This is a genomic window from Mesorhizobium sp. B2-4-18 (assembly GCF_006441385.1).
In the GTDB taxonomy this organism is placed as follows: Bacteria; Pseudomonadota; Alphaproteobacteria; order Rhizobiales; family Rhizobiaceae; genus Mesorhizobium; species Mesorhizobium australicum.
Genome location: NZ_VFUW01000006.1, coordinates 353550 through 377914 on the forward strand (window position 1 = coordinate 353550; position 24365 = coordinate 377914).

The 24365-nt window shown below is 61.9% G+C and carries 23 protein-coding genes and 1 tRNA gene; 11 read left to right on the plus strand and 13 right to left on the minus strand.

Annotation, left to right across the window (positions count from 1 at the left end; all coding sequences use genetic code 11):
• Nucleotides 1-126: 126 nt before the first annotated feature.
• Nucleotides 127-2379 (minus strand): DNA topoisomerase IV subunit A, encoded by a 2253-nt coding sequence (gene parC, locus FJ527_RS17485; protein WP_140617081.1) that lies wholly within the window; start codon nucleotides 2377-2379, stop codon nucleotides 127-129.
• Nucleotides 2380-2710: 331 nt separating this feature from the next.
• On the opposite strand from parC, the gene FJ527_RS17490 reads away from it, so the two are divergent.
• Nucleotides 2711-3901: a hypothetical protein gene (locus tag FJ527_RS17490; RefSeq protein ID WP_140823680.1), complete on the plus strand. Its 1191-nt coding sequence runs from the start codon at nucleotides 2711-2713 to the stop codon at nucleotides 3899-3901.
• Between the two features lie 228 nt (nucleotides 3902-4129).
• On the opposite strand, the gene aspS is transcribed toward FJ527_RS17490, so the two are convergent.
• Complete coding sequence (aspS, locus tag FJ527_RS17495) at nucleotides 4130-5917, minus strand: aspartate--tRNA ligase (RefSeq protein ID WP_041163861.1); 1788 nt, start codon at nucleotides 5915-5917, stop codon at nucleotides 4130-4132.
• Nucleotides 5918-6139: 222 nt separating this feature from the next.
• Here aspS and FJ527_RS17500 point away from each other — a divergent pair, with 222 nt between their 5' ends.
• The 3 genes from FJ527_RS17500 (at nucleotide 6140) to rnd (ending at nucleotide 9148) form a co-directional block, all read left to right on the plus strand.
• A complete protein-coding gene (locus FJ527_RS17500; protein WP_140823681.1) occupies nucleotides 6140-6514 on the plus strand; it encodes an avidin/streptavidin family protein in 375 nt (124 codons plus the stop codon).
• Between the two features lie 162 nt (nucleotides 6515-6676).
• Entirely contained in the window at nucleotides 6677-7921 is a 1245-nt protein-coding gene (locus FJ527_RS17505) for an MFS transporter (RefSeq protein WP_140718265.1), read from the plus strand.
• Nucleotides 7922-7996: 75 nt separating this feature from the next.
• The gene (rnd, locus tag FJ527_RS17510) at nucleotides 7997-9148 is read left to right on the plus strand and encodes a ribonuclease D (RefSeq protein WP_140823682.1); all 1152 of its coding nucleotides are present in this window, start codon (nucleotides 7997-7999) and stop codon (nucleotides 9146-9148) included.
• A gap of 45 nt (nucleotides 9149-9193) precedes the next feature.
• Here the strand turns inward: rnd and FJ527_RS17515 are convergent, their stop codons facing one another.
• The 5 genes from FJ527_RS17515 to FJ527_RS17535 all read right to left on the minus strand — a co-directional run bounded on the left by FJ527_RS17515 (nucleotide 9194) and on the right by FJ527_RS17535 (nucleotide 12547).
• Complete coding sequence (locus FJ527_RS17515) at nucleotides 9194-9613, minus strand: MAPEG family protein (RefSeq protein WP_140617086.1); 420 nt, start codon at nucleotides 9611-9613, stop codon at nucleotides 9194-9196.
• Between the two features lie 25 nt (nucleotides 9614-9638).
• Nucleotides 9639-10181, minus strand: a complete 543-nt coding sequence (locus FJ527_RS17520) for a hypothetical protein (RefSeq protein ID WP_181166380.1) — start codon at nucleotides 10179-10181, stop codon at nucleotides 9639-9641.
• A gap of 31 nt (nucleotides 10182-10212) precedes the next feature.
• Nucleotides 10213-11715 (minus strand): IMP dehydrogenase, encoded by a 1503-nt coding sequence (guaB, locus tag FJ527_RS17525; RefSeq protein WP_015318286.1) that lies wholly within the window; start codon nucleotides 11713-11715, stop codon nucleotides 10213-10215.
• 134 nt (nucleotides 11716-11849) lie between these two features.
• Entirely contained in the window at nucleotides 11850-12305 is a 456-nt protein-coding gene (locus tag FJ527_RS17530) for a PIN domain-containing protein (protein WP_140823683.1), read from the minus strand.
• Nucleotides 12302-12547: a type II toxin-antitoxin system prevent-host-death family antitoxin gene (locus FJ527_RS17535; RefSeq protein ID WP_140823684.1), complete on the minus strand. Its 246-nt coding sequence runs from the start codon at nucleotides 12545-12547 to the stop codon at nucleotides 12302-12304. Before FJ527_RS17535 ends, FJ527_RS17530 begins: the two co-directional genes overlap by 4 nt.
• Before the next feature lie 239 nt (nucleotides 12548-12786).
• Between FJ527_RS17535 and FJ527_RS17540 the strand changes: the two genes are divergently transcribed.
• Nucleotides 12787-14208 (plus strand): MFS transporter, encoded by a 1422-nt coding sequence (locus FJ527_RS17540; protein WP_140823685.1) that lies wholly within the window; start codon nucleotides 12787-12789, stop codon nucleotides 14206-14208.
• Nucleotides 14209-14320: 112 nt separating this feature from the next.
• Here the strand turns inward: FJ527_RS17540 and FJ527_RS17545 are convergent, their stop codons facing one another.
• Together FJ527_RS17545 and FJ527_RS17550 are read right to left on the minus strand one after the other, a co-directional pair.
• Nucleotides 14321-15118, minus strand: coding sequence for an RlmE family RNA methyltransferase (locus FJ527_RS17545; RefSeq protein WP_140720818.1), 798 nt, complete (start codon nucleotides 15116-15118; stop codon nucleotides 14321-14323).
• A 25-nt stretch (nucleotides 15119-15143) separates the two neighbouring features.
• Complete coding sequence (locus FJ527_RS17550) at nucleotides 15144-16505, minus strand: Ppx/GppA phosphatase family protein (protein ID WP_140823702.1); 1362 nt, start codon at nucleotides 16503-16505, stop codon at nucleotides 15144-15146.
• 352 nt (nucleotides 16506-16857) lie between these two features.
• Between FJ527_RS17550 and FJ527_RS17555 the strand changes: the two genes are divergently transcribed.
• The 4 genes from FJ527_RS17555 to FJ527_RS17575 all read left to right on the plus strand — a co-directional run bounded on the left by FJ527_RS17555 (nucleotide 16858) and on the right by FJ527_RS17575 (nucleotide 18982).
• On the plus strand, nucleotides 16858-17790 hold the full coding sequence (locus FJ527_RS17555) for a lysylphosphatidylglycerol synthase domain-containing protein (RefSeq protein WP_140823686.1): 933 nt from the start codon (nucleotides 16858-16860) through the stop codon (nucleotides 17788-17790).
• 3 nt (nucleotides 17791-17793) lie between these two features.
• A complete protein-coding gene (locus FJ527_RS17560; protein ID WP_140823687.1) occupies nucleotides 17794-17982 on the plus strand; it encodes a hypothetical protein in 189 nt (62 codons plus the stop codon).
• Nucleotides 17968-18041, plus strand: a tRNA-Gln gene (locus FJ527_RS17565). Before FJ527_RS17560 ends, FJ527_RS17565 begins: the two co-directional genes overlap by 15 nt.
• A 380-nt stretch (nucleotides 18042-18421) precedes the next feature.
• The gene (locus FJ527_RS17575; protein ID WP_140823688.1) at nucleotides 18422-18982 is read left to right on the plus strand and encodes an EF-hand domain-containing protein; all 561 of its coding nucleotides are present in this window, start codon (nucleotides 18422-18424) and stop codon (nucleotides 18980-18982) included.
• Nucleotides 18983-19307: 325 nt separating this feature from the next.
• On the opposite strand, the gene FJ527_RS17580 is transcribed toward FJ527_RS17575, so the two are convergent.
• The 3 genes from FJ527_RS17580 to FJ527_RS17590 all read right to left on the minus strand — a co-directional run bounded on the left by FJ527_RS17580 (nucleotide 19308) and on the right by FJ527_RS17590 (nucleotide 21060).
• Nucleotides 19308-19574 carry a hypothetical protein gene (locus tag FJ527_RS17580; RefSeq protein WP_140823689.1) on the minus strand — a complete coding sequence of 89 codons (267 nt, stop codon included), beginning with the start codon at nucleotides 19572-19574 and terminating at the stop codon, nucleotides 19308-19310.
• 517 nt (nucleotides 19575-20091) lie between these two features.
• The gene (locus FJ527_RS17585) at nucleotides 20092-20568 is read right to left on the minus strand and encodes a hypothetical protein (protein ID WP_140823690.1); all 477 of its coding nucleotides are present in this window, start codon (nucleotides 20566-20568) and stop codon (nucleotides 20092-20094) included.
• Nucleotides 20569-20577: 9 nt separating this feature from the next.
• Nucleotides 20578-21060 carry a YidB family protein gene (locus FJ527_RS17590; protein WP_140823691.1) on the minus strand — a complete coding sequence of 161 codons (483 nt, stop codon included), beginning with the start codon at nucleotides 21058-21060 and terminating at the stop codon, nucleotides 20578-20580.
• A 515-nt stretch (nucleotides 21061-21575) separates the two neighbouring features.
• Between FJ527_RS17590 and FJ527_RS17595 the strand changes: the two genes are divergently transcribed.
• Both FJ527_RS17595 and FJ527_RS17600 read left to right on the plus strand, forming a co-directional pair.
• On the plus strand, nucleotides 21576-22208 hold the full coding sequence (locus FJ527_RS17595) for a hypothetical protein (RefSeq protein ID WP_140823692.1): 633 nt from the start codon (nucleotides 21576-21578) through the stop codon (nucleotides 22206-22208).
• Nucleotides 22209-22342: 134 nt separating this feature from the next.
• Nucleotides 22343-24028 (plus strand): hypothetical protein, encoded by a 1686-nt coding sequence (locus tag FJ527_RS17600; RefSeq protein ID WP_140823693.1) that lies wholly within the window; start codon nucleotides 22343-22345, stop codon nucleotides 24026-24028.
• 30 nt (nucleotides 24029-24058) lie between these two features.
• Here the strand turns inward: FJ527_RS17600 and FJ527_RS17605 are convergent, their stop codons facing one another.
• Nucleotides 24059-24289 carry a hypothetical protein gene (locus tag FJ527_RS17605; protein ID WP_246677732.1) on the minus strand — a complete coding sequence of 77 codons (231 nt, stop codon included), beginning with the start codon at nucleotides 24287-24289 and terminating at the stop codon, nucleotides 24059-24061.
• Between the last annotated feature and the right edge of the window lie 76 nt (nucleotides 24290-24365).

Here is a 24365-nt window from a genome sequence, read left to right on the forward strand (position 1 = left end):
AACCCTGATCTGACCTTAAGGACCGAGAACTGCGAGAGGTGTAGCCAGCCATTTGATGCGCTGGCGGGACAGCGCCTCCTCTGGCCAGCCGGCCATTTCCCCCACGAGGGAGGAGATCGGCAGCTTCTAGCCGAACTTCCCAGTCCTTGGGAATCCCTTAGGCACCATCCGTCCCGCCGACGCCCGGGCGCCGATCCATTCAGCCAATTCCTCGCGCGACCGGGTGAAGGTACGGTCGGCCGAATCCTGCCAGGAGAGACCGGTCTCCAGCGTGAACGGCTTGAGGTCGAGCAGGCCGCCGTCCTTGTATTTCTGCAGCCGCACACCCTTGCCGCGACCCATCTCCGGAATTTCCGAGAGCGCGAACACCAGCATCTTGCGGTTCTCGCCAACGATGGCCAGGTGATCGCCGGTGACCGGCACGCAGCGCTTGGCCTCGTCCGGCGCCTTGACGTTCATCACCTGCTTGCCCTTGCGGGTGTTGGCGACCACCTCTTCCTCGGGAACGATGAAGCCGTTGGCGTCGAAAGAGGCGAGCAGCAGCTTGCGCTTGGGATCGTGGACGAAGGCGGTGACGATGTCCTGGTCATTGTCCATGTCGACGATGATGCGGATCGGCTCGCCATGGCCGCGGCCGCCCGGCAGCCGGTCGGCGCCGATCGTGTAGAACTTGCCGCCGGTCGTGAAGACCAGAACCTTGTCCGTCGTCTGGGCATGGAAGGCGAGCTTGAGGCTGTCGCCCTCCTTGAAGGTCAGCGTCGAAAAATCGGCCAGATGGCCCTTCATCGCCCGCAGCCAGCCTTTTTCCGAAACCACCACGGTGACCGGCTCGCGCTCGATCATGGCGTGCGCGATATCGGTCAGGTCGTGCTCGGGCGCGTCGGCGAACTGCGTGCGGCGCTTGCCGATCTCGGTCTCCGGACCGAACTTGTCGCGAACCTGAGTGACTTCCCACTTGATGGTCGACCACTGCTTGGCATCGGACGCCAGCAGTGCCTCGATCTGCTTCTTCTCCGCGGTCAGGCCGTCGAATTCCTTGCGGATCTCGAATTCTTCCAGCTTGCGCAAGGCGCGCAGCCGCATGTTGAGGATCGCTTCGGCCTGGGTGTCGGTGAGCGACCAGCGGGCCATCATGACCTGCTTGGGCTCATCCTCCTCGCGGATGATCCTGATCACCTCGTCGATGTTGAGATAGGCGATCAGGTAGCCGGCAAGGATTTCCAGCCGCCTCTCGATCTCGCCGAGGCGAAATTTCGAGCGACGGATGAGGACGTCGCGGCGGTGGTCCAGCCATTCCTGCAGCACGCCCTTCAGCGACAGCACGTTGGGCACCTTGCCGCGCGACAGCACATTCATGTTGAGCGGGAAACGGCTTTCGAGCTCGGTCAGCTTGAACAGCGATTCCATCAGGATGCCTGGGTCGACCGAACGGCTCTTCGGCACCAGCACGACGCGGATGTCCTCGGCGCTTTCGTCCCTGATATCCTCGAGCAGCGGCAGCTTGCGGGCCATCAACAGCTCGGCGATCTTCTCGATCAGCCGCGCCTTCTGCACCCCATAGGGGATTTCGGTAACGACAATGCTCCAGGTGCCCCTGCCCTGGTCTTCCTGGTTCCATTTCGACCGCACGCGAAACCCGCCGCGGCCGGTCTCATAGGCTTCGAGGATCGAGGCACGGCTGTCGACGATGATGCCGCCGGTCGGAAAATCCGGGCCCTGGACGAAATCCATCAGCTTCGCCACCGGCGCATCGCGATGCTCGATCAGATGCAGCGCCGCGTCGCAAAGCTCTGCGGCATTGTGCGGCGGGATCGAGGTCGCCATGCCAACCGCGATGCCGGACGAGCCGTTGGCCAAGAGATTGGGGAAGGCACCGGGGAGCACGACCGGCTCCTCGTCTTCTTCATTGTAGGTCGGCCGATAGTCGACCGCGTCCTCGGTGATGCCGGCAAGCAGATCGGTGGCCACGTCGGTCATACGCGCTTCGGTGTAGCGCATGGCGGCGGCGTTATCGCCGTCGATGTTGCCGAAATTGCCCTGGCCGTCGACCAAGGGGTAGCGCATCGAAAAATCCTGCGCCAGCCGCACCAGCGCATCATAGATCGACTGGTCGCCATGCGGGTGGAACTTGCCCATCACCTCGCCGACGATACGAGCGCATTTGGCGAACCCCTGGTCGGGGTTGAGGCGCAACAGGCGCATGGCGTGCATGATGCGGCGATGGACCGGCTTCAGTCCGTCGCGCACATCCGGGAGCGCCCGGTGCATGATGGTCGACAAAGCATAGGCGAGATAGCGCTCTTCCAGCGCCTTCTTCAGGTCGACCGGTTCGATATGATCGCCGCCGCCATTGTCAGGCGGCAAAAGCCTTTTTCCCATGGGCTGCACCTAGCCGAGCGGGTGATTCGCGGCAAGAGGCGCGCACCGGGCCAGTCGATTTGCGCGCAATTCTGCAACAGAAAACCGCAAGGTCGAGCTTGCCGGCCAACATCAATCTGTTACATGCCGCATCTATTGCGAAGCACGCTGGCGGCTCGACCTTCATGCCAAATTCACTGCATTCTCCAATAGCGGTCGGATCGGGTTTGCCTTTCAGCGCGATTTTCGACCATTGTGCCGGGACACGCCTTTTTCCCGTCCAGTTCGTCACGGAATGGTGATGGCGCAACGAATTGAAAAATAATTTCAGGACACTCTCAGGGACCTTGCGATGACAATCAACCGCTCAACTCTCCGGAAATTCGCACTTTCGACATTCTTGCTCACGCTGCCGCTGAATGCGGCCCTTGCCCAGGACGCGGCGGTCGCGGACCGGCTGAAGGCAGCACTCTCCGCCCAGGGCGTCGACATCTCCTGGACCGGCGTGACCGGCGACAACACCAGCATGGTGCTGCAGGGCGTGTCCGTGAAACCGGCCGCGGAAAAGGAAGCGCTGACGATCGGCGACGTCAAGCTCGAGAACATCACCGAAGCCAATGGCGGCTATGATATCGGCACTGTATCGACCTCGGCCTTCGAACACAGCAAGGACGGCGTCACCCTGGATCTCAGCCCCTTCGTCATCCACGACATGACGGTGCCGGCCGACGGCTCCACCAGCCCGCTTGGCTCGCTGATGATGTACAAATCCGCTGAACTCTCGAACATGACGGTCAAGGTCGCCGACAAGACCGCTTTTTCGATGGACGGGCTTGCCATCCAGATCACGCCGCCCGCCGACGGCAAGGCGATGGAATTCACCGCCAACACGGAGAAATTCACGGCCGATCTCTCGCTGGTCGAGGACCCCAAGTCCAAGGAGGTCATCAACGCGCTCGGCTACCAGAACATTTCGGGCAATCTTGAAATGGCCGGCACCTGGCAGCCGTCGGACGGCAAGATGGAGCTGTCGAAATACGACATATCCGTCGAGAATGCCGGCACGCTCGGCATGACCTTCGACCTCGGCGGCTACACGATCGACTTCATCAAGTCGCTGCAGGAAATGCAGAAGAAGATGGCCGCACAGCCGGAAGGCGCCGACAATTCGGCGCAAGGCATGGCCATGCTCGGCCTGTTGCAGCAGCTTTCGTTCAACAGCGCATCGATCCGCTTCGACGACGATTCGCTGACCGGCAAGGTGCTGGACTATGTCGGCAAGCAGCAGGGCATGTCGGCCAAGGACATCGCCAACCAGGCCAAGGCAATCGTGCCGTTCGGCATGGCGCAGCTCAACAATCCCGAGCTGACGGCCCAGGTTACGGCGGCGGTCAGCAAATATCTCGACGATCCGAAGAGCCTCGAAATCTCGGCCGAGCCGCCGGCATCGGTGCCGTTCGCGCTGATCATGGCGGGCGCCATGTCCAACCCGCTCGACTTGCCGAAGACGCTCGGCGTGACCGTCAAGGCGAACGAGGACTGATCGAATTAGCTGCCTTCTCCCCGTCACTATACGGGGAGAAGGTGCCGGCAGGCGGATGAGGGGCAGCGCCGACGCTTGCGAATATGAATTCCAGTCTGAAACGATTGCCAGTCAGAAGGCCTCGGCTGCTACGATCGCTCGCAAATCCCCAGCATCCGCGCTGCCCCTCATTGTCCTGCCGGACATTTCTCCCCGTATAGTGACGGGGAGAAATGGCAGTTGCACCCGTCAGTCCTTCTTCACCGGCGCTACCCGCAGCGCCAAATCGCGAAGCTGCTGCGGCGAGGCTTCCGACGGCGCGTTCATCAACAGGTCGTAAGCCTGCTGGTTCATCGGGAACATGGTGATCTCGCGCAGGTTCTTCGCCCCGACCAGCAGCATGACGACGCGGTCGACGCCGGCGGCCATGCCGCCATGCGGCGGCGCGCCATACTGGAAGGCACGGTAGAGGCCGCCAAAGCGTTCCTCGACCGTGGCGCGGTCGAGCCCGACCGTCTCGAACGCCTTGACCATGGTTTCGGGCAAATGGTTGCGTATACCGCCGCTGGCGATCTCGAAACCGTTGCAGACCATGTCGTACTGGAAGGCCTTGATGCCGAGCAGATCCTCGCCGTTCAGCGCGTCGATGCCACCCTGCGGCATCGAGAACGGGTTGTGGGCGAAGTCGATCTTCTTCTCCTCCTCGTTCCATTCGAAGAACGGGAAGTCGACGATCCAGCACAGTTCGAAGCGTTCGCGGTCGACGAGGTTCAGCTCCTCGCCGGCACGGGTGCGCGCCGCGCCGGCGAACGAAACGAACTTCTTCGGATCACCGGCGACAAAGAAAGCGGCGTCGCCGTCGGCAAGGCCGAGCTGCAGGCGGATCGCCTCGGTACGTTCCTCGCCGATGTTCTTGGCGAGCGGGCCGGCGCCTTCGAGCTTGTCGCCTTCCTTGCGCCAGAAGATGTAGCCCAGCCCCGGCTGGCCCTCGCCTTGCGCCCAGCTATTCATGCGGTCGCAAAAGGCGCGGCTGCCGCCGGTCTTTGCCGGAATGCCCCACACCTCGGCCTTCGGATCGTTGGCCAGGATGTTGGCGAACACCTTGAAGCCGGAATCGCGAAAATGGTCGGAGACGGCTTGCATCTCGATCGGGTTGCGCAAGTCCGGCTTGTCGGAGCCGTATTTGCGCATGGCGACATCATAGGGGATGCGCTGGAATTTCTGCGTCACCGGCTTGCCGTTGGCGAAGGTCTCGAAGACGCCGCGCATCACCGGTTCCATGGTCGACAGCACGTCGTCCTGCTCGACGAAACTCATTTCGAGGTCGAGCTGGTAGAATTCGCCGGGCAAGCGGTCGGCGCGCGGGTCCTCGTCACGGAAGCAGGGCGCGATCTGGAAATAGCGGTCGAAGCCCGACACCATGATCAGCTGCTTGTATTGCTGCGGCGCCTGCGGCAGCGCGTAGAAGGTGCCGGGATGGATGCGCGACGGCACCAGGAAGTCGCGCGCGCCTTCCGGCGACGAGGCGGTCAGGATCGGCGTCGAGAATTCGGTGAAGCCGACCTCGCCCATGCGCTTGCGCATCTCGGCGATGATCTTCGTGCGCGCCACGATGTTCTTGTGCAGTGTCTCGCGGCGCAGGTCGAGGAAGCGGTATTTCAGCCTGATGTCCTCGGGATAATCGGGCTCGCCGAACACCGGCAGCGGCAATTCCTTGGCCGCCGACAACACCTCGATCTCGCGGGCGAAAATCTCGATCTCGCCGGTCGGCAAATTGGCGTTCGTGGTCTCGGGCAAGCGCGCCTTGACCTCGCCATCGACGCGGATCACCCATTCGCCGCGCAAGGTCTCGGCGATCTTGAAGGCAGGCGAATCGGGATCGGCGACGATCTGGGTCAGGCCGTAATGGTCGCGCAGGTCGATGAACAGCAGGCCGCCATGGTCGCGCACGCGATGCACCCAACCCGACAGGCGAACGGAATTGCCGACGTCGCTCTTTCGCAACTGGGCACAGGTATGGCTGCGGTAACGGTGCATGGTCATGGATAAAAGTCCGGGATTGTGAGTTGCGGGCCAAAGCATCGCAGCCCGGCCCAAAATTTGCGCGAAAAGCGCATGAGAGGCATGGTTTGTCAAGGCAAAGGGACGAAGGGGCGATCTCTCAGCTTGGAACTTCGGCTTTCAATTTATGGCCGGTCATGTGGCGGAACGGTGAACCGCCTGTCGCGTTAGCGCATGATGGGCTGAGAGGAGGCAAACATGTTTTCCTGGAAGGGCACTTGGCGCAATCAATACGGTTCGGTTGTAATTATCGAGGACGATAGTGAGGGTTTGATCCGCGGTGTCTTCAAGACAGCGTTGCCCGACAGCAGCTTTTCCGGGATGGAAGTGCCTCTTCACGGGGCCGCTCATGGGGATGTGATCGGCTTTACTTCCGCGGCGTCAGGAAAGACGGGGCCGGCGGCGGTCAGCTATACCGGCATTTTTCGAGACGGCAAGATCGAGATGTTATGGCACACAGTGGCTGGCCTGGCTCTTTCAGCCGATGCCGAGGGTGAGCCCGCAAAGCTGACCACGGTTGGAACATGGCGCGCCTTCGGGACCAGCCTAGACACTTTTGAGCGCGTCGATTGATACTCTGACCGATTAACCGGCGCTGCCGGTCGCCATCGACATCTGTTTCATCCGCCGAGCTGAATCGGGCCGAGGCCTTGCCGCCTTTTTATTGGCAAATGCCGCTGGCATCGACGGAGACGATGGTCCAAAAAGGATCAACGATGAGCGGCTGTATTCCTTATGTCCTCCATCCGTCCCCTGATCCCGCTTCTTCTCGCCGCAGGCATCCTCCTCGGCGGCAATGGGCTGCAGAGCACGCTGATCGCGCTGCGTGGCGCGCAGGAAGGGTTTTCGGCTTCCGACATCGGCCTGATGGGCACCTTCTATTTCGCCGGCTTCCTGCTCGGCTGCCTGGCCATCACCCGCATCATGAAGGCTGTGGGCCATATCAGGGCGTTTTCGGCGCTGGCGGCGATCGCCTCCGTCGGCACCTTGCTGCTCGTGCTGGTTGTCGATCCGGTGATGTGGTGCGCGGTGCGCTTTGCCGGCGGCTTCTGTTTCGCCGGATTGTTCACCATCGTCGAAAGCTGGCTGAATTCCGGCGTCACCAACCGCGACCGCGCCCGCGTGCTGGCGATCTACCGGATGGTCGATACCGGATCGGTGACATCAGCCCAGTTCCTGATTCCCGTCTTCGGCGCCGGTGGCTTCACCATCTTCGCAATCATGTCGATCATGATCACGCTGTCGTTGGTGCCGGTCTCGCTCGGCGACCGCTCCAACCCGACGCCGCCGGAAGAGGTCAAGCTCGATCTGGCCCGCGTCTGGCGGATTTCGCCTCTGGGCTGCTTTGGCTGCATCGCCGTCGGCGTCACCAACAGTGCCTTTCGCACCTTGTCGCCGGTCTATGCGGAGCAGATCGGCATGTCGGTCGGGGATGTCGTCACCTTCGTCAGCGTCGGTATTTTCGGCGGCGCCATCATCCAGTATCCGCTCGGTTACCTCTCCGACCGCTGGGATCGGCGCCGGGTGCTGCTGATGACGACCTGCTGCGCGATGCTTTCGGCTCTGGCGCTGGTGTTCATCGCCGGCAGCAACCCGCTGCTCAACTTCATCATCATCTTTATCTTCGGCTGTTTCGCCATGCCGCTGTATTCGCTGTCGGCGGCACATTCCAACGACCGCGCGGATGCCGGCGAGTTCGTGCTGATCAACGCCGCCCTGATGCTGTTCTATTCCTTCGGCGCAATTGGCGGCCCTTTCGCGGCCTCGACCGCGATGCAGTATTTCGGGCCAAGCGCGCTGTTCGTCTTCAGCGCCGTGGTCTACGCGATCTTCATCGCCGTCATCCTCTACCGCATGCAGGCACGCTCTGGAGTACCGGCAGGCAAGCGCAGCCGCTTCACGGCGCTGTTGCGCACGTCGACCATTTTCGCACGGCTGGCGAGGAGAAATAGCGATCCAGACAGTCCGGAAGGACCGTGACGGTGGCGCCACAGCTTGACGAAAGCCTTCCCGGCTGAAATCTAGGAAGACCCTACTCCTGCCAAAAGCGATTTGATGCACGTCATCACCACCCAGAAAGAACTCGAGACCGTTCTCGCCGCTTTCGAAAAGTCGGATTTCGTCACCGTCGACACCGAATTCATCCGCGAAACGACCTTCTGGCCAATCCTGTGCCTGATCCAGATGGCCGCGCCCGGCGTGACCGCGCTGATCGATCCGCTGTCACCTGACATCGACCTGGCTCCCTTCTTCAGGCTGATGGCCAACGAGGCGGTGGTCAAAGTCTTCCATGCGGCGCGCCAGGACATCGAAATCATCGTCCATCTCGGCGACCTCGTTCCGCACCCCGTGTTCGATACCCAGGTGGCGGCGATGGTCTGCGGCTTCGGCGACAGCGTTTCCTACGATCAGCTGGTACAGCGCATCACCGGGGCGCGGCTCGACAAGTCGTCGCGCTTCACCGACTGGCGCCATCGGCCGCTGTCCGACAAGCAGCTCGACTACGCGCTGGCAGACGTCACCCATCTGATCGAGGTCTATCAGCACCTCAACGCCGAGCTGGCGCGGGAAAACCGCGCTCACTGGTTGAATGAGGAGATGGATGTCCTGACCTCGCGCGAGACCTACGATCCGCACCCCGAGGATGCCTGGAAGCGGCTGAAGATGCGGCTTCGCAAGCCCCAGGAGCTGGCGATCGTGCAGGCCGTGGCGGCGTGGCGCGAACGCGAGGCGCGCGAGCGCGACGTGCCGCGCGGCCGTGTGCTCAAGGACGACGCGATCTACGAGATCGCGCAGCAAGGACCGCGCGATGCGGCAGCCCTTGCCAAGCTGCGCACCACGCCAAAAGGCTGGGAACGCTCCTCGACAGCGACGGCATTGCTCGGCGCGGTCAACACCGCGCTCGCCCTGCCCAAGGAGCAGATGCCGAAGCTGCCGAAAAACTTCCAGCCGCCCGAGGGCTCGAATGCGGCCGCGGAACTGTTGAAGGTCCTGCTCAGGATCGTCGCCGAAAAACAGGGCGTCGCCTCGAAGGTGCTGGCCTCCAGCGATGACATCGATCGCATCGCCGCCGAGGGCGAGGATGCCGATGTGCCTGCGCTGCAAGGATGGCGGCGCGCCGTGTTCGGCGAACACGCGCTGAAGCTGGTACGCGGCGAGATCGGCATCAAGTTCGACAATCGCAAGATCGCGGTGTTCGATTTATAAGCGCCGGCCTTTCCCTTCCCTTTTGGAGAATGTGATTGGCGCAGCTCATACGATCGCGAGCAAGTGCAGGGCCAGCCAGATCCAGCCCAGCGCCAGCACCACCGCGCCCAGCACGAAGGAGCGGTTGCGCACCAGCAGCTTGTTGCTGGTCAGGTGAAACCAGGCGTGAAAATAGCGCGACGCGACAAAAATCCACATCAGTGCGAGGGTGATGTAATTGACGCCGTTGGTCATGTGCAGTGTCAGGCACAGCACGTAAAAAAGCACCGGCAGTTCGAATTGGTTGATCAAATTGTTCGCGACGGTGACAGTAGAGGCCGGCTCGGTCGAACGAACCTTGTACTGGCCGACCTTGGCTTCACCCGACTTGACAGCAACATAGCGGCGCCGGCCCATGACGATATAGACGATGTAGATCAGCAGCACATGAGCCAGCACAGGCCAGAAGATCGTGGTCTGGTTCATGAAGCCGCCCCTGCCCTGCTCCGCTTCAACTCCGACGTCTTTGGCCTGCCAGCCAGAAAGCGGCAATGACGATGACCGGGACGGCGAGAAGCGCGAATTTGGTGACGATCAACGCCGAGGCAAAGGACAGCGAGTCCGGGTTGGCGTAGAGGAAATCGGACAGAAGGCGCGCCACGGCGATGTTCTGGGCGTAGTCGGCGAGCGTATAGGGCAGCACCAGGATCAGCGCGAAGACCGCCTGCATCTGCGCCGGCAGCACGCGGAAATTCTTCAGGTGCCGGCCAGTTGCCAGGATCAGGCTGACCAGCGTCAGCGACAACAGCGCCGGAAACAGAAGATCGAAGGTCAGGTAGTGCCAGACCAGGATGATCTCGCTGCCGCGCCGGCCAAGCGCCGTCAGCCAGGCCATGCCTTCGTCGGGCGTGAATCCGAAATAACGCATGTCGAGCGAAGCCAGGCCCCCGCTCAGTCGACGAAAATAGAAGAACTCCATCCCCGTCATGGCGACAAAAACCGCCACCGAGAGGAAGCAGAGCGCCCCCACATGACGCGACAAGCGCAGCACCATGGCGGTCAAGTTCGCCCAAAGCCCGGAAGAATCAGGCTCCGCCGGGATAGTTGGGGCTTTCGCGGGTAATCGTGACGTCATGGGCGTGGCTTTCACGAAGTCCGGCGTTGGATATGCGCACAAAGGTGGCGCGGTCGCGGAAATCGGCAAGGTCGCGGCCACCAACATAACCCATAGCGGCTTTCAGCCCGCCCGCAAGCTGGTGCAGCACGCCAGACACAGGTCCTTTATAGGGAACCTGCCCTTCAATGCCTTCCGGCACCAGTTTCAGCGTGTCGCGCACCTCGGCCTGGAAGTAGCGATCGGCGGAGCCCCGCGCCATGGCGCCGACCGAGCCCATGCCGCGATAGGCCTTGAAGGAGCGGCCCTGGTGCAGATAGACCTCGCCCGGGCTTTCGTCGGTTCCGGCAAGCAGCGAGCCGATCATGGCGGCGCTGGCGCCGGCGGCGAGTGCCTTGGCGAGATCGCCGGAATATTTGATGCCGCCGTCGGCGATCACCGAGGCGCCTGATTTGTGCGCTGTCTCGACCGCCGACATGATGGCCGAAAGCTGCGGAACGCCGACCCCAGCCACAATGCGGGTGGTGCAGATGGAGCCCGGGCCAATGCCGACCTTGACGGCGTCGGCGCCGGCGTCGATCAGCGCCCGTGTGCCTTCCGCGGTGGCGACGTTGCCGGCCAGGATGCGCACGGAATTGGAAAGCTTCTTCGCCCGCGTCACCGCGTCCAGCACACGCTGCGAGTGGCCGTGCGCTGTGTCGATCACCAAAAGATCGACGCCGGCCTCGATAAGACGCTCGGCGCGCTCGAAGCCGTCATCACCGACACTGGTGGCGGCCGCGGCGCGCAGGCGCCCCTGCGCATCCTTGGTGGCGTGCGGGTTGAGTTGCGACTTCTCGATGTCCTTGACGGTGATCAGCCCGACGCAATTGCCCGTTTTGTCGACCACCACCAGCTTCTCGATGCGGTGCTGGTGCAGAAGCCGCTTGGCCTCGTCCTGGTCGACGTTCTCCTTGACCGTGATCAGGTTCTCACGGGTCATCAATTCGTAGACCTTTTGCGCCGGATCGGAAGCGAAGCGCACATCGCGGTTGGTCAGGATGCCGACCAGCCGGCCGGTCTTGTGGCCACCGGCGCCGCCATTCTCGACCACCGGAATGCCCGAGATCGAATAGGTGCGCATCAGCGACAATGCGTCGGCGAGCGTGGCGTCGGGCCCGATCGTGACCGGGTTGACCACCATGCCGGATTCGAATTTCTTGACCTGCCGCACCTGCTCGGCCTGTTCGGCGGGCGAGAAATTGCGATGGATGACGCCGATGCCGCCGGCCTGCGCCATGGCGATGGCAAGCCTTGCCTCGGTGACCGTGTCCATCGCCGCCGACAGGATCGGCACGTTGAGGTCGATGTCGCCGGCGATGCGAGTGCGGATGTCGGTCTGGCCGGGCATGACCTCGGAATGACCAGGCTGCAAAAGCACGTCGTCAAAGGTCAGCGCCAGTGCGCCGGTGGACGTTTCGATGATTTTTGCCATGGCCAGCCCTTTGAATGCGAAAAAGCGCTGGACCGGATGGACAGCGCCGACTCGTTATTCCCTTTCAGGATTGGCGGTGGCTGGTAACACGTCGCGGGACGGATGAAAAGCCGATCGTTGCGTCGTTCCGCGTTCTAGTCGCCAGACTTCCCCGCTAGAGCATCAAGCAATGGGTGACGCGGCGCTGCGAAAGGACTGACGACAGTGACCGCGCCCCATGTGAAGCCGTCTTGCAGATCTTCCGAGACCAGCAGCCGACAGCCAGCTTGCGAGGCCGTGGAGAGAATGACCGAGTCCCAAATGCTGAGTCGATGATCGGTAGCCAGATCAGCGGCCATCATCATCACGTCTTGCGTCGTCGCGGCAACGGAAAATGCGTCGCTCCAGCTCAGAAGGGCATTCCGTGCCTCCAGGGGCGGTCTTCCTGCTTTGCGGATCAAAACGTTGAAGAGTTCACCAAGAACCTGAACAGGAATAACCGCGTCATCTTGCCGGAGATCGCGCAGCAATTCGAGAACGATGTCGCGCTTCTCCGCACCGTTCACCCCTTCCGCGCAAGCAAGGATATTCGTATCGAGCGCGATCTTCAACGCTCGTCCTCATAAAGCTCATCGCGCGTCCACTGCCCGGCATTCATGACAGGCTGGCGCTCAAGGCGCGACAACAACGCCGTGCGCGATCGGGCAGCCACACCCTCCTGATGATCCGCGGGCACGATCCGAGCGACCGGACGCCCGTGACTGGTCACCACGTAGCTTTGTCCTTCGCGAACGCCGCGCAGTAGGAGAGAAAACCTGCGATTGGCGTCGGCCGCCGAAACACCTTTCTCCATGGCAATGTCCCCATAGTAGTTATATTCACTACAATAATGATGTGTGTCGTTCCATGCAAGGTGTCCCTTGCCTGGCAGGGATCTCTGCCGGCATGGGGCATGCCAAAGCGAAAGGCCGCATCCTTGCAGTCGCACAAAAGTGACAGCAATTTAACACGACATCACCCTCTGGCCGTGATAACCGCCCTGCGTGCCGGCTTGCCCCAGCCGACGACAGAGAATCAGTCCGGACGCGTCTTGTGAACCGCACCATTCCGCTCATATTGGCGGTCGCTCTCTTCATGGAAAACATGGATTCGACCGTCATCGCGACATCGCTGCCGGCGATCGCCATCGACATCCACACCAGCCCGATCGCGCTCAAACTGGCGCTGACGGCCTATCTGGTGTCGCTGGCGATCTTCATTCCAATCAGCGGCTGGATGGCCGACCGCTTCGGCGCCAAGACCATCTTTCGTGCCGCGATTGCAGTGTTCATTGCCGGTTCGGTGGCGTGCGCCCTCTCCGGTTCGCTGCCCGCCTTCGTAGTCGCGCGTTTCCTGCAAGGCATTGGCGGCGCCATGATGACCCCGGTCGGGCGCCTGGTTCTGGTGCGCGCCACGCCCAAGAGCGAACTGGTCGCCGCCATGTCGTGGCTGACCGTTCCCGCGCTGGTCGGGCCGCTGGTGGGTCCGCCGATCGGCGGCTTCATCACCACCTACTTCACCTGGCACTGGATCTTTCTGATCAACGTCCCGATCGGCCTGATCGGCATTTGGCTTGCCACTCGCTTCCTGCCGGAAACCGAGGCAACCGAGACGCCGCCGCTCGATTTCGTCGGTTTCGTCCTGAGCGGGCTGGCCGCTTCAGGCGTCGTCTTTGGCCTGTCGGTGGTCAGCCTGCCTTATCTGCCGCCGGCGACCGGCTTCATCACGATCGCCGTGGGACTGCTGTCGGGCGCGCTCTATCTCATGCATGCGCGCCGCGCCAAAAATCCGCTGCTGGCGCTCGAACTCTTCCGTAACCAGGTGTTCCGGTCGTCGGTGCTTGGCGGCTCGCTGTTTCGCATCGGCATCGGCGCCGTGCCGTTCCTTTTGCCGCTGATGTTCCAGATCGGTTTCGGGCTGACACCATTCCAGTCCGGCATGATCACCTTTGTCTCGGCGATCGGCGCCATCGGCATGAAATTCGTCACCGCGCTGATCTTCCGCGTTGTCGGCTTTCGCCGCGTGCTGATCGTCGGCTCGCTGGTCGCTGCCGCATCGATCGCCATCTACGGCCTCTTCACCCCTGAAACACCTTATGCGCTGATGCTGGCCATATTGCTGGTCGGCGGCTTTATCCGCTCGATGTTCTTCACCGGCGTCAACGCGCTCTCCTATGCCGAGGTGTCGGCCGAGAATACCAGCAAGGCAACGCCGATCACGGCGGTGTTCCAGCAGCTCTCGATCGCGCTCGGCGTGGCGCTCGCCGGCGGCATTCTGGAAGTCTCGACCTCGATCCATGGCGGCCCGCTGACGCTGCGCGACTTCCATACCGCCTTCTTCATCGTGGCGGCGGTGTCGGCGGCGGCGTCGCTGTCGTTCATGCGGATGGCGCCCGACGCCGGTAACGCCGTCTCCGGCCATGGCCGGCTGACGACGCCGAAGACGCTGGAACCCGTCAGATCGCCGGGAGAGTGAGGCAAAGTCGCCGTAGAGCGATCAGCCGCGCCATGGCTCCGGGCGCTCGAGTCCTTCGGAACGTCCACTGGACGTTCCGATCCGCCTGGCGGACCTGCGGGGAGCTGGCCTTTCAGCCGTCGGCGTCCCCCGGCCCTTCGCTATGGCTCGGGGCGCTCGAGTCCTTCGGAACGTCCACTGGACGTTCCGATCCGCCTGGCGGCGGACCGGACTCTCGCCCCTTAAAATCCTTGGCCAACAGATAGAGCTCCACCGATTCATCGCGTGAGGCCGGCGGCTTGACGTGATGGACGGAGCGGAAATTCTTCTTGAGCATCGAGAGCAACTCATTTTCGGCGCCGCCCTGGAAGGTCTTGGCGAGGAAATGGCCGCCCGGCTTGAGGACCGAGAGCGCGAAATCGGCCGCCACCTCGCACAGATGCATGGTGCGGATATGGTCGGTCCGCTTGTGGCCGGTGGTCGGCGCCGCCATGTCGGACAGCACGACATCCGGATCCCCGCCCAGCGCCTCGGCCAGCCTTTGCGGCGCGTCGGCGTCCAGGAAATCCATCAGCAGCACCGGCGCACCGGGCACGGCGTCCATTTCGAGATAATCGATGCCGACGACATGCGGGTTTTCGGCCGTCGATTTCGTGCGCGCGGCCGCGACCTGGCACCAGCCGCCGGGGGCGGCACCCAGATCGATTACTTTCATGCCGGGCTTCAAGAGGTGGTGCTTGTCGTCGATCTCGATCAGCTTGTAGGCCGCGCGCGAGCGATAGCCGTCGGCCTTGGAGCGCTGGACATACGGATCGTTGATGTGGCGCTGCAGCCAGCGGCGCGACGATTCCTTCAGACCGCTTTTCTTCTTGATCCGCGTCTTCAGCACGCGAATGCTGGCGGACCCTGGCTTTTCCGGTTTCTTCGTCATTGCCTGATTTCTTGTTTGAGCATGATCATGATGCCCTGGCACGCCCGTCATTGCGCCAGACGCCGTCATCGGCCATCAGCTCACTCAATATTCCTTCGCGCAAGCCCCGGTCGGCGACGCGCAGCCTCTCCGAGGGCCAGACGGCGCGGATCGCTTCGAGGATGGCACAACCGGCCAGCACGAGATCGGCGCGGTCGGCGCCGATGCAGGGGTTGGCGCAGCGCTGCTGGAAGTCCCAGCCGACCAGTTTCTCCACCATGCGGTCGACGCTGTCGCGGTCCATCCATAGGCCGTCGACCCGTCGGCGGTCGTAGCGTTCGAGGTCGAGATGGACGCCGGCCAGCGTCGTCACCGTGCCCGAAGTGCCCAGCAGATGGAAATTCGGGCTGGCCTTGAGATGGCTCAACCGATCGCGGCCATCGAAAGCGGCCAGCCTGCCGGCGACGTCGTCGACCATGGCGGTGAATATCTCGCGCGTCACGGTGCGGCCGCCAAAGCGTTCCGCCAACGAGACGACGCCGACCGGCAGCGAGGTCCACGAGACGATGTGATTGGCCAGCCGCGGCGAACGGCGGCCGGTGAGATCGATCAGCGCGATCTCGGAAGACCCGCCACCGATGTCGAACAGGACGACGCCCTGCGTGTCGCGCTCGACCAGCGAACCGCAGCCGGAAACCGCGAGACGGGCTTCGGTCTGGCGGTCGATGATCTCGAGCTTCAGGCCGGCTTCGCGTTCGACGCGATCGAGGAACTCCACGCCGTTTTCGGCTGTTCGGCAGGCTTCGGTGGCGATCAGCCTTGCCTTCCTGATCTTGCGACCGCGCAATTTATCGCCGCAGACCTTCAGCGCCTCGACCGCGCGGTCCATCGCCGGCTGGCCGAGCCGGCCATTGGCGGTGAGCCCCTCGCCCAGCCTGACGATGCGCGAGAAGGCATCGATGACGCGAAACTGGCCGTGACGCGTGGGAACGGCGACCAGCAGCCGGCAGTTGTTGGTGCCGAGGTCGAGCGCGGCGAAGACGGGAAGCTCGTGCACCGGGGGCCGGCGGTGGCCTTGCTCGGGACGCGGCATTGCAACGGCGGGCGAGATTGTGACAGCGGCAACCGGCTTCAAATCCACCGCCGCGACATGAGCCTTGCCTTGCACCGGCGATAGATTGTCCCCTGGGCGCGCCTCGTCGCGCGCAAAAACCTTGCGCCCACGCCTTCGCTTGCGCCGTTTCTTGAGCTTGCCCTTCTGGGTCGCGTCGCCAGCCTGCCCATTCACGGAGCGAGGCTCCGTCGGGCGGCGTTGCTGCCAACCGGCTGTCCCCGGGCCTGATGGCCCCAGGGAAGCGCTGGACGCGCCCACCTCCGGCGCGCCTGCGCCGGTGTCGCGGTCTTCCACTGTCGTTCCTTCCGGCGCCGCGCGAACCGGTGACGGACGCAGCAGGCGCTTTGGCATGTTTCAAGTTGTCGCCAGACTAACAGTGCCGTGCCCGATCACCAAGAGCCGCACGCTGAATTTTGCCGACCGGGTGCGCGGGCTTGTTTTTGCACTGGCGTAATGTACCGGCAAGGCTGGGCTGGTAGCGCAACACCGTCGCGGCGCAAGGCAAACAAGAATGGCATCAGGCGCGACAAGGGTTCGCGGTTGAATAGCCGGCTTCAATGAGGCATTTCTGAAATGAATGGGGAATCCGGGGCGGACGGCCTCTCGACGGAAAGGAAGCGGATACGCAACGCATGGCAGTCGGGCAATGAACTGGAAACGCTATTTCTGGCCGGTCGTCGGCATCGGCGCGGTGATCTTCTCCCTGCTGCTGCTCTGGCATGAATTGCGCGGCATCTCGCTCGACGACGTCTGGGACGGGCTGGCGGCCATTCCAACTCGTGGCTGGATGCTGGCAGGCTTGAGCTCGGTCGTCGCCTATGCCGCGCTCGCCGGCTACGATCACGTCGCGCTGCTGCATATTGGCAAGAAAGTGTCATGGCTGTTCGTGACACTCTGCTCCTTCACCACCTACGCGCTGTCGCACAATATCGGCGGCTCGGTGTTCTCCGGCGCCGTCATCCGCTACCGTGCCTACGGCACAAGGGGGCTGACCGGCCAGGAAGTCGGCGTGCTGGTGGCGATCTGCTGGATAACCTTCGTGCTGTCGACGTTACTGGCCTCCGGCCTTGTGCTGGTGTTCGAGCCGCGGATCATCGACCGCTTTTCCGGCATTGCCCATCACGGCCTGTCGGAGGCGGCAGGCATTGCGATGCTGGTCCTCATCGCAGCCTATGTATTCGGCAGTTGGCTGCACCTGCGCCCGCTGAGGATCGCCGGGTTTCAGTTGCACTATCCGGCGCTGCCGATCGTCGCCAGGCAGTTGCTGATCGGCCCAATCGAGCTGCTCGCGGCCGCGGCGATCATCTTCTTCGCCCTGCCCGAGGTGCACAATCCCGGCTATTTCGTCGTGCTGGGCGTCTTCCTGGTCTCCTTCTCGGTCGCCCAGATCTCGCACGCGCCAGGCGGCCTCGGTGTGTTCGAGGTGGTGTTCCTGGCCGGGCTTTCCGAGATGGATCCGGTCGGCGTGGTGGCGGCGCTGCTGGTGTTCCGGCTGTTTTATCTCATCGTCCCGCTGTTTCTGGGCCTGGGCATCGTGCTGTTCTTCGAACGCTCGCAGTTCAGCCGCAAGGAGAGCTGAGGCTTGGAGGTTCGCACGCCACCGGAAAAGCTGGTGTTCGGAACCGGTGATGAAACCTGGCAATTGAACCGCAAAGCAGACTTGACTATTTTCCACTGGCGGCTACAAGGCAGCGCTCAAGCGGCTCAGCCGTTCGGCCCGCGCGGTTTTCACTTTTGCGGTGATTGTCACGCCTGCTGGGGAATAGGTTAACGGTAGACCCACGGACTCTGACTCCGTTAGTCCTGGTTCGAATCCAGGTTCCCCAGCCACACCTCTTTAATCGTTGTTTTTCAGTTTCGCCCCGGCCGGCTCGCATGAGGCCGCCGCAGCTGCCGATCCTGCAAGTCCACGAGGTGAGATTGTCGTTCGCAGGAAGCTGACGCGTGGGCGCGTGCTGCCATTCTTCGAGGGCCTGCCACGCTACCTGGTCGGGATCGAAGCCTGCAGCTCATTGCGTTGTTGGGCGAGAATTGACTGCACGTGGCCATGACGTGCGGCTGCTGTCGGCACAGTATGTTGAAGCCCGTACTCCATGGTCGTGTAACTTCATCGTGACCCGATCTCCAGGGAGGAACAATCGGAATGAACTCCAAGTTGGGGGCCAGCCAATCAGCTTGAGGCAGACCACGACCAACCAATGGAGCATGTCATGAGATTTCCACGCTGCACGACCACCGCGGCCGCCGCTTTGATGTTCGCGGCCTTCCCCGCGCTCGCCCAGACGAACGGAACACCTGCACCAACCCCGGCGACCCAACAGCCCGGAACTGGGCAACTGCCGGATGTGAGCGGACAGACGGGTGGGCCGACGCATGAAATGATTCGCCAGATGATTGAGCAAGCCGTCCAGGAGAGAATGCAACAGGATCGGAGCTCTAACGAAGGTAACAATCGGCAAGAGGAGGGTGACAACCGTCAAGAGGAAGCTTCCCGTCATGGAGACGGTTGGCAGCGGCACCGCAATGGCGGCCCGGCCGGTGAGCATGGAATGGTCGGAAATCATGGTCCTCGCATGATGCGCGGCACCGGGATGCGACTTGTACTGGCGCTTCTGGACACGGATGGTGACGGATCGCTGTCCGAGAACGAGGTCCAGGAGGCTGTCGGCAGAATCTTCTCTGCAATCGACCAGAACGGTGACGGGAAGATCGACATGGATGAAATCCAGTCCTTCTCGCATGGCTCTGGCGGTCGTGAAGAAATGCGGTGATTGGCTAGTGTCTTAGCTTGAAATCCGGCTAGTCAAAAAGCGGCTCGGAGTTTGGCGAACGCCACAGGCGCCATGAGGCGCTTTGGGGAGAGGCAATACCGCCGTCGGCGCGTTCTCCCCCGAGCCGCTGCCGGTTCCCGATCGCCCATCCAGTGACCTGAGGTCAAGTTGATCGGGGCATCCGGCCAGATGTCCTCACATGGATCCGTTCAAGGCGGTCATCCGTAAAGCAGCCGGATCGAGCGAGGCCGGGCCAGCCGTTAGGACTCGCAGACACAGTCGGACCAGCCCGTCACCGACAAGCCTTCCATCAAGAACTGCAGTGTTACTTTACCAGTAGCGCGCCGTGTTTCGCCCAAAGTTGCTCACATTGCTTCGCCCTCAAGCATGGTGCTCCCGCAACTTCATGAAAGATTATCGCAGAACGAACGTCGTAGCCCAATACCGACGCGTTTGCCAAAAAGTGAACTGCCTCTCCAAGACGGCGAAGTTCAAGGGAGGCTTCTTTCTTGTTCGCTGCGTCGAATACACCGAGGACCTGCACTTCATCATCACGTGAGGCCAATACGGCGGCCATGGCCTCATCACTCATCACCCCCACGACTGTTCACGCGGTTGCTGATGAAGAAACCTACCGCTACCCAGTACGCTGATGCTCGATGCATGCCGGCAACGGTTTCTTCTTTCATCATCGCTGGCTCTTGCCGCGAGCCAAATAGCGGCGGCCTTTGTCAGACCAATGAGGCACTCACCTGCAAACTCGGCCGGTTCGTCGGTCGTAGTGTCGAATACCGCCCAGGTGTCGCAGGGTTCCAGAACGGGTAAGAATTTCATATTAGTCTCCGCTAATTTTTCTCCCAACATTAGCGGAACCACTTTGTTCCTAGAGCTTCGATGCCGTGCTTACGTGTACCCGTCTCGACGGATGCCGGCAGCGAAGGGCCTCGCCGGCGAGCGGTCGCGTGCAGGGCCGTGACTCTCAAGTGGACAACCAGGAGGCGTCGAACCGTTGACGTTGCTTTGATCGGACTGGCCTCTGGAGATCGATGCGATGCCCTACCAGCAGGACATGCAAGCAGCGCCATCCAGCCGTGTCGTATACTGCTTGGTTAACAACCATCGGCCTTCAGCGATCTTACCATGCGAACGACAATCGGATCGTAGGGGAGCTTTTCGTCACGACTATAGGTGGCCGTAAACAATGCCGCGCGGCCGCCGCAGACTTTGACGGCCCGGACATACAGTATCTGACCGTCCTTCAGCCCAGAATAGCTGGCCCATTGCGGCGTCACTCGCTTATAGGTCAACCTCCAGCCGTCGTGCTCATTCACTGCCATGCGATGCTCTATCTCGGTGCGAAAACTCGCCTTGCCGAGTTGCGCCCCCCATACTGCGAGAAACGCTTTGTTTTTGCCCTCGAAGGCTGCCCCTTGGTCGGAGCGCTGGGTAAGTACAAACCCCGGGGGGACATCGAACACGAAGCCGAGATGTTTGATCCCGAAGCCCTGCCATCCCTGAGCACCGAGCAGCGACGTGGGCACCATGGTGACAAGTAAACTCAGCAGAATATGGGGACCATATCTCATAGCCTGTTCCTATTGCTTCGGCGTCCCGCTCCCGGTCCGTGGCACGTCGTCTAGTAGGGTCGGCTCGACCGAGTCGTTCGTTCGGTGATCTGCTGGCAGCTTGCCGTTTGGGGTCATCTGGTTAACGGCGTCCGGCAGATCCCTGGTGATCCTCGCAATGAGCTCCTCGCGCGAGAGGCCAGTCTGCGTTGAAAGTGCCTCCAGCGTCTGCGCGTCAATAGCCTTTTCCACCTCATGAGGCTCGATCGGCTCGTTCGGCCCGGTGCCAACCCATGAGTCCACCTTCGGGCCAGCACCTGCATTTTTAAAACGGTCGAGAATATCGCCAACCGCGGTGCCGGCAACGCCCCTGGACACCTGGTCCAGTATCCCCCCTTGCGGATTGTTTGCATCGCGCTCTCCCGCTCCACGGATCATCTCTGCGATCTTGTCGCGGTTTTGATAAGCCAAGACCCCCAGCATAGCGATCGCAAGTCTTCCAAGATTGGCCACTCGTTCCTCCTGTGGTCTCGAGCTTGGAGAAGCTCTCGGCCTGCCAAAAGTTCCGCATTGGCCACCAAACCTTAGGCAGAGCTTGGAAATCGACCGAGCTTGGCTTCGCAGTGCGGACACTGATAGGTCAGATCTCTGTCGAGCAGGCGACTTACAAGCTGTTGCGGACTACGTCCGCTTTCAGGCAGTGCGACGGGATGCTGAGTGGCCGATGAGGCGCAAAGCTGCCAATCACATTTGGATATCTCCGGACGTGCACATGAGGTGGGCAAACGCGCCAGGAAGTCGATGCCTCACAAACCCGAATCTAGTATCCTACTTTGTCCATAAGCACCCGCAATTCAGGCTGAGGCGCGACCCAGAAAGTTTGAAAAGCTTCCAGGAACCCCAGCCAAGCATTTTTCAATGAAAATGGTCACTTAGCGAAAATCGGAACCGGAACACTTTTCTGGTGCATAAATCCGGCACATCGCTGTCGCTACGCTTCGCGAACGAATCCTGCATAAGGCCGCCTGATGGTCACTGACACCGAGTTCATCGTCGAAAGCATCAGCCAAGGCTGCGTGATGCTTGCCGATGGCGAGTTCTTTATCGACAGGCTGGTGAAGTATGTCGGCAATGGGAGGATCCGCTGGCATGTCGAATTCCGTGGACATCGCATCGAGCTGACGACCGGCCAGCTCAAGAAGCAGCCTACCTTCCGACGGAAGATGCTCGAACAGGCCGGCGTGCTGCCGCCCCAGCGTCCCGGGGCCAACTACAGGCGATGGGCCATCGATCTGAGGAGGAACGCCATCGAGCTTCCCTGGCGGGAGAGACCGGTCGATGCCGGTTTCGCCGTAGAAAGGCTTGTCGGTTATGGGGGCGACCGCTGGACGGTTGAATACCAAGGCAAGGCTATCAAGTTCACGACGACCAAACTGCGCAGGCAAACCAGCTTCCGCAAGAGGATGCTGCTCAAGGCCAAGGTGCTGCCGCCCCGGATGGACCCGGTTGCCTATCGGAAGTGGGTGGACTGGCTGATTCAAAACGCCACCGAGGCCGCCCCGCGGGCCGGCGATGCCGTAATGACCGAGAAAAGTTGGCTTGACGACCTGCCGGAGTTAGGCGGCTGGCAAGACGAAGCGGCTCCCGAGGCAACCGACTAGAACGGCGCGCTGCCGCTCTTCACATTCACCCCAAAGCCATGGTGTTTGCCACGGCTCCGAATTTCGGAACACATTGATCGCGAAGAATCTGGCCAGGGCTTGGCTCGTGGCGAACCAGACTTGAATGAGACCCCATGGATCGCTTCAATCTCGGCGCCTACCGCCGCCCGATCTCCACCCGCTCCACCGAGACCCAGCGCTGGTTCGATATCGGTCTTAACTGGTGCTACGGCTTCAACCATGAGGAAGGCATCAAGTGCTTTGAGAAGGCACTGGAGACCGATCCGGACTGCCCGATGGTTCATTGGGGAATCGCCTATGCAGCCGGACCCTTCTACAATCTGACCTGGAAGGAGCATGGCGAGGCCGAGGCAAACAGCGCGACGAAGCGTTGCTTCGAGCATGTCCAGCTCGCGCGCGCCAGTGCGGTTGCAGCCAGCGAGGTCGAAAGACAATTGATCGGGGCATTGGCCTGCCGTTTCCAGAAACCGCACCGGGTGATGCCACAGGAATTCGAGCAATGGGACGACGCCTATGCCGCCGCAATGCGGCGGGTCCATGAAAACTTTCCCGACGATCACGATGTGATGGCGCTTCTCGTCGAGGCGCTGATGATGCGCACGGTGCGGCGCCTGTGGAATCTCAAGACCGGTGAACCGGCGCCGAATTCCGACGTCGTCGAAGCGCTGGAGGTTTGCGAGCGGTCAATCCTGCTCGCAGACGAGGCCGGCACCGCCCAGCATCCGGCGATCGTCCACCTGCACATCCATCTGCTGGAAATGTCGACCCAGCCGGAGCGCGGCATGCGCTCGGCCGATCTGCTCGGCGAGATGTGCCCCGATGCCGGGCACATGAACCACATGCCGGGGCATATCTATGTGCTGTGCGGCGAGTATGAGAAGGCGAAGCTCGCCAGCGAAAAGGCGGTTCGGGCCAACGACCTTTATATCGCCTACGCCAATGAGCCGACCTATTATCTGCTCGGCTGCTGCCACGATCTGCACCTGATGATGTTCACCTGCATGTTGTCGGGCCAGTACCAGCCGGCGCTGTGGGCCGCCGACAAGGTGCGCAGCCTGGTGACGCGTGACGTGGTCGCCATCCAGGATCGGCCCAAACTCACCCGGACCGTGGAAGGTTATCATGCGATGAAATCGCACGTGCTGGTGCGCTTCGGTCGCTGGCGGGAAATCATCGACGAGCCGGCAACCGAAGAGCCCGGCCTCTATGTGCTGACGGCGGCCATGCAGCATTACGCCAAGGGCGTGGCGCATGCGACGCTGAGGCAATTCACCGACGCCGAGCGCGAGCGTGAACGCTTCCACCAGCATCTCGAAGGCATTCCAGCCGAGCGGCGTTTTCTCAGCAACCCGGCCCGCGCCTCGCTCGCCGTCGGTGCCGCCTTGCTCGACGGCGAGCTTGCCTACCATCAGGGCCGGCACGAGCAGGCCTATGGCCATCTCAGGCAAGCGGTCGAGCTGGACGACAATCTGTCCTACACCGAGCCCTGGGCATGGATGCACCCGCCGCGCCATGCGCTGGCGGCGCTGCTTCTCGACCAGGGCCACGCGCAAGAGGCCGAGCAGGTCTATCGCGACGATCTCGGCCTGAGCGGCAATGTGCAGCGCTGCGCCCGGCACCCGGACAATGTCTGGGCGCTGCACGGGCTGGTGGAATGTTTGGGGCGGCGCGGCGAGAGCCAAGAGCTGCCTGCACTGCAGGCAAAACTCGCCACGGCGCTGGCCAAGGCCGATGTGCCGATCAGCTCATCGTGCCTGTGCCGGACGGGCGTGCAATCGGCACTCAGCTGTTGTCCTTGATGCCCATCGCACCCTTCCCGGGCAGTTCAATCATGGAATGCTGAAGGGCACCGATTCAGCAACCGTTCCATCAATGGCCAAATCAACCCGATAGGTGCCCTCCGGCCATCCCGCCGTGGGTTTGCTGAGCTGTGAATCAGCCTGATTGTTGGCTCCTACGTCGAGGTCGACCTTGTCGATCGTATAGTTTTCCGGCGCGGCACCGTGGGAATCAACCGAGACCCAGGAGAATGTGATTTTCGAGGTTGGCGCGATATCCACTAGAGTCTTTCATGTTTTGATGGCAGCGTATCCAGCATTCGCGAAGTAGTTGCCGCATTCTTCAGGCTCGATCGTT

Bases quoted from the DNA above. Each gene is read 5' to 3' on its own strand.
- parC (WP_140617081.1), bottom strand. From the start codon at position 2,379: ATGGGAAAAAGGCTTTTGCCGCCTGACAATGGCGGCGGCGATCATATC.
- FJ527_RS17490 (WP_140823680.1), top strand. From the start codon at position 2,711: ATGACAATCAACCGCTCAACTCTCCGGAAATTCGCACTTTCGACATTC.
- aspS (WP_041163861.1), bottom strand. From the start codon at position 5,917: ATGCACCGTTACCGCAGCCATACCTGTGCCCAGTTGCGAAAGAGCGAC.
- FJ527_RS17500 (WP_140823681.1), top strand. From the start codon at position 6,140: ATGTTTTCCTGGAAGGGCACTTGGCGCAATCAATACGGTTCGGTTGTA.
- FJ527_RS17505 (WP_140718265.1), top strand. From the start codon at position 6,677: ATGTCCTCCATCCGTCCCCTGATCCCGCTTCTTCTCGCCGCAGGCATC.
- rnd (WP_140823682.1), top strand. From the start codon at position 7,997: ATGCACGTCATCACCACCCAGAAAGAACTCGAGACCGTTCTCGCCGCT.
- FJ527_RS17515 (WP_140617086.1), bottom strand. From the start codon at position 9,613: ATGAACCAGACCACGATCTTCTGGCCTGTGCTGGCTCATGTGCTGCTG.
- FJ527_RS17520 (WP_181166380.1), bottom strand. From the start codon at position 10,181: ATGGTGCTGCGCTTGTCGCGTCATGTGGGGGCGCTCTGCTTCCTCTCG.
- guaB (WP_015318286.1), bottom strand. From the start codon at position 11,715: ATGGCAAAAATCATCGAAACGTCCACCGGCGCACTGGCGCTGACCTTT.
- FJ527_RS17535 (WP_140823684.1), bottom strand. From the start codon at position 12,547: ATGGAGAAAGGTGTTTCGGCGGCCGACGCCAATCGCAGGTTTTCTCTC.
- FJ527_RS17545 (WP_140720818.1), bottom strand. From the start codon at position 15,118: ATGACGAAGAAACCGGAAAAGCCAGGGTCCGCCAGCATTCGCGTGCTG.
- FJ527_RS17555 (WP_140823686.1), top strand. From the start codon at position 16,858: ATGAACTGGAAACGCTATTTCTGGCCGGTCGTCGGCATCGGCGCGGTG.
- FJ527_RS17575 (WP_140823688.1), top strand. From the start codon at position 18,422: ATGAGATTTCCACGCTGCACGACCACCGCGGCCGCCGCTTTGATGTTC.
- FJ527_RS17580 (WP_140823689.1), bottom strand. From the start codon at position 19,574: ATGAGTGATGAGGCCATGGCCGCCGTATTGGCCTCACGTGATGATGAA.
- FJ527_RS17585 (WP_140823690.1), bottom strand. From the start codon at position 20,568: ATGAGATATGGTCCCCATATTCTGCTGAGTTTACTTGTCACCATGGTG.
- FJ527_RS17595 (WP_140823692.1), top strand. From the start codon at position 21,576: ATGGTCACTGACACCGAGTTCATCGTCGAAAGCATCAGCCAAGGCTGC.
- FJ527_RS17600 (WP_140823693.1), top strand. From the start codon at position 22,343: ATGGATCGCTTCAATCTCGGCGCCTACCGCCGCCCGATCTCCACCCGC.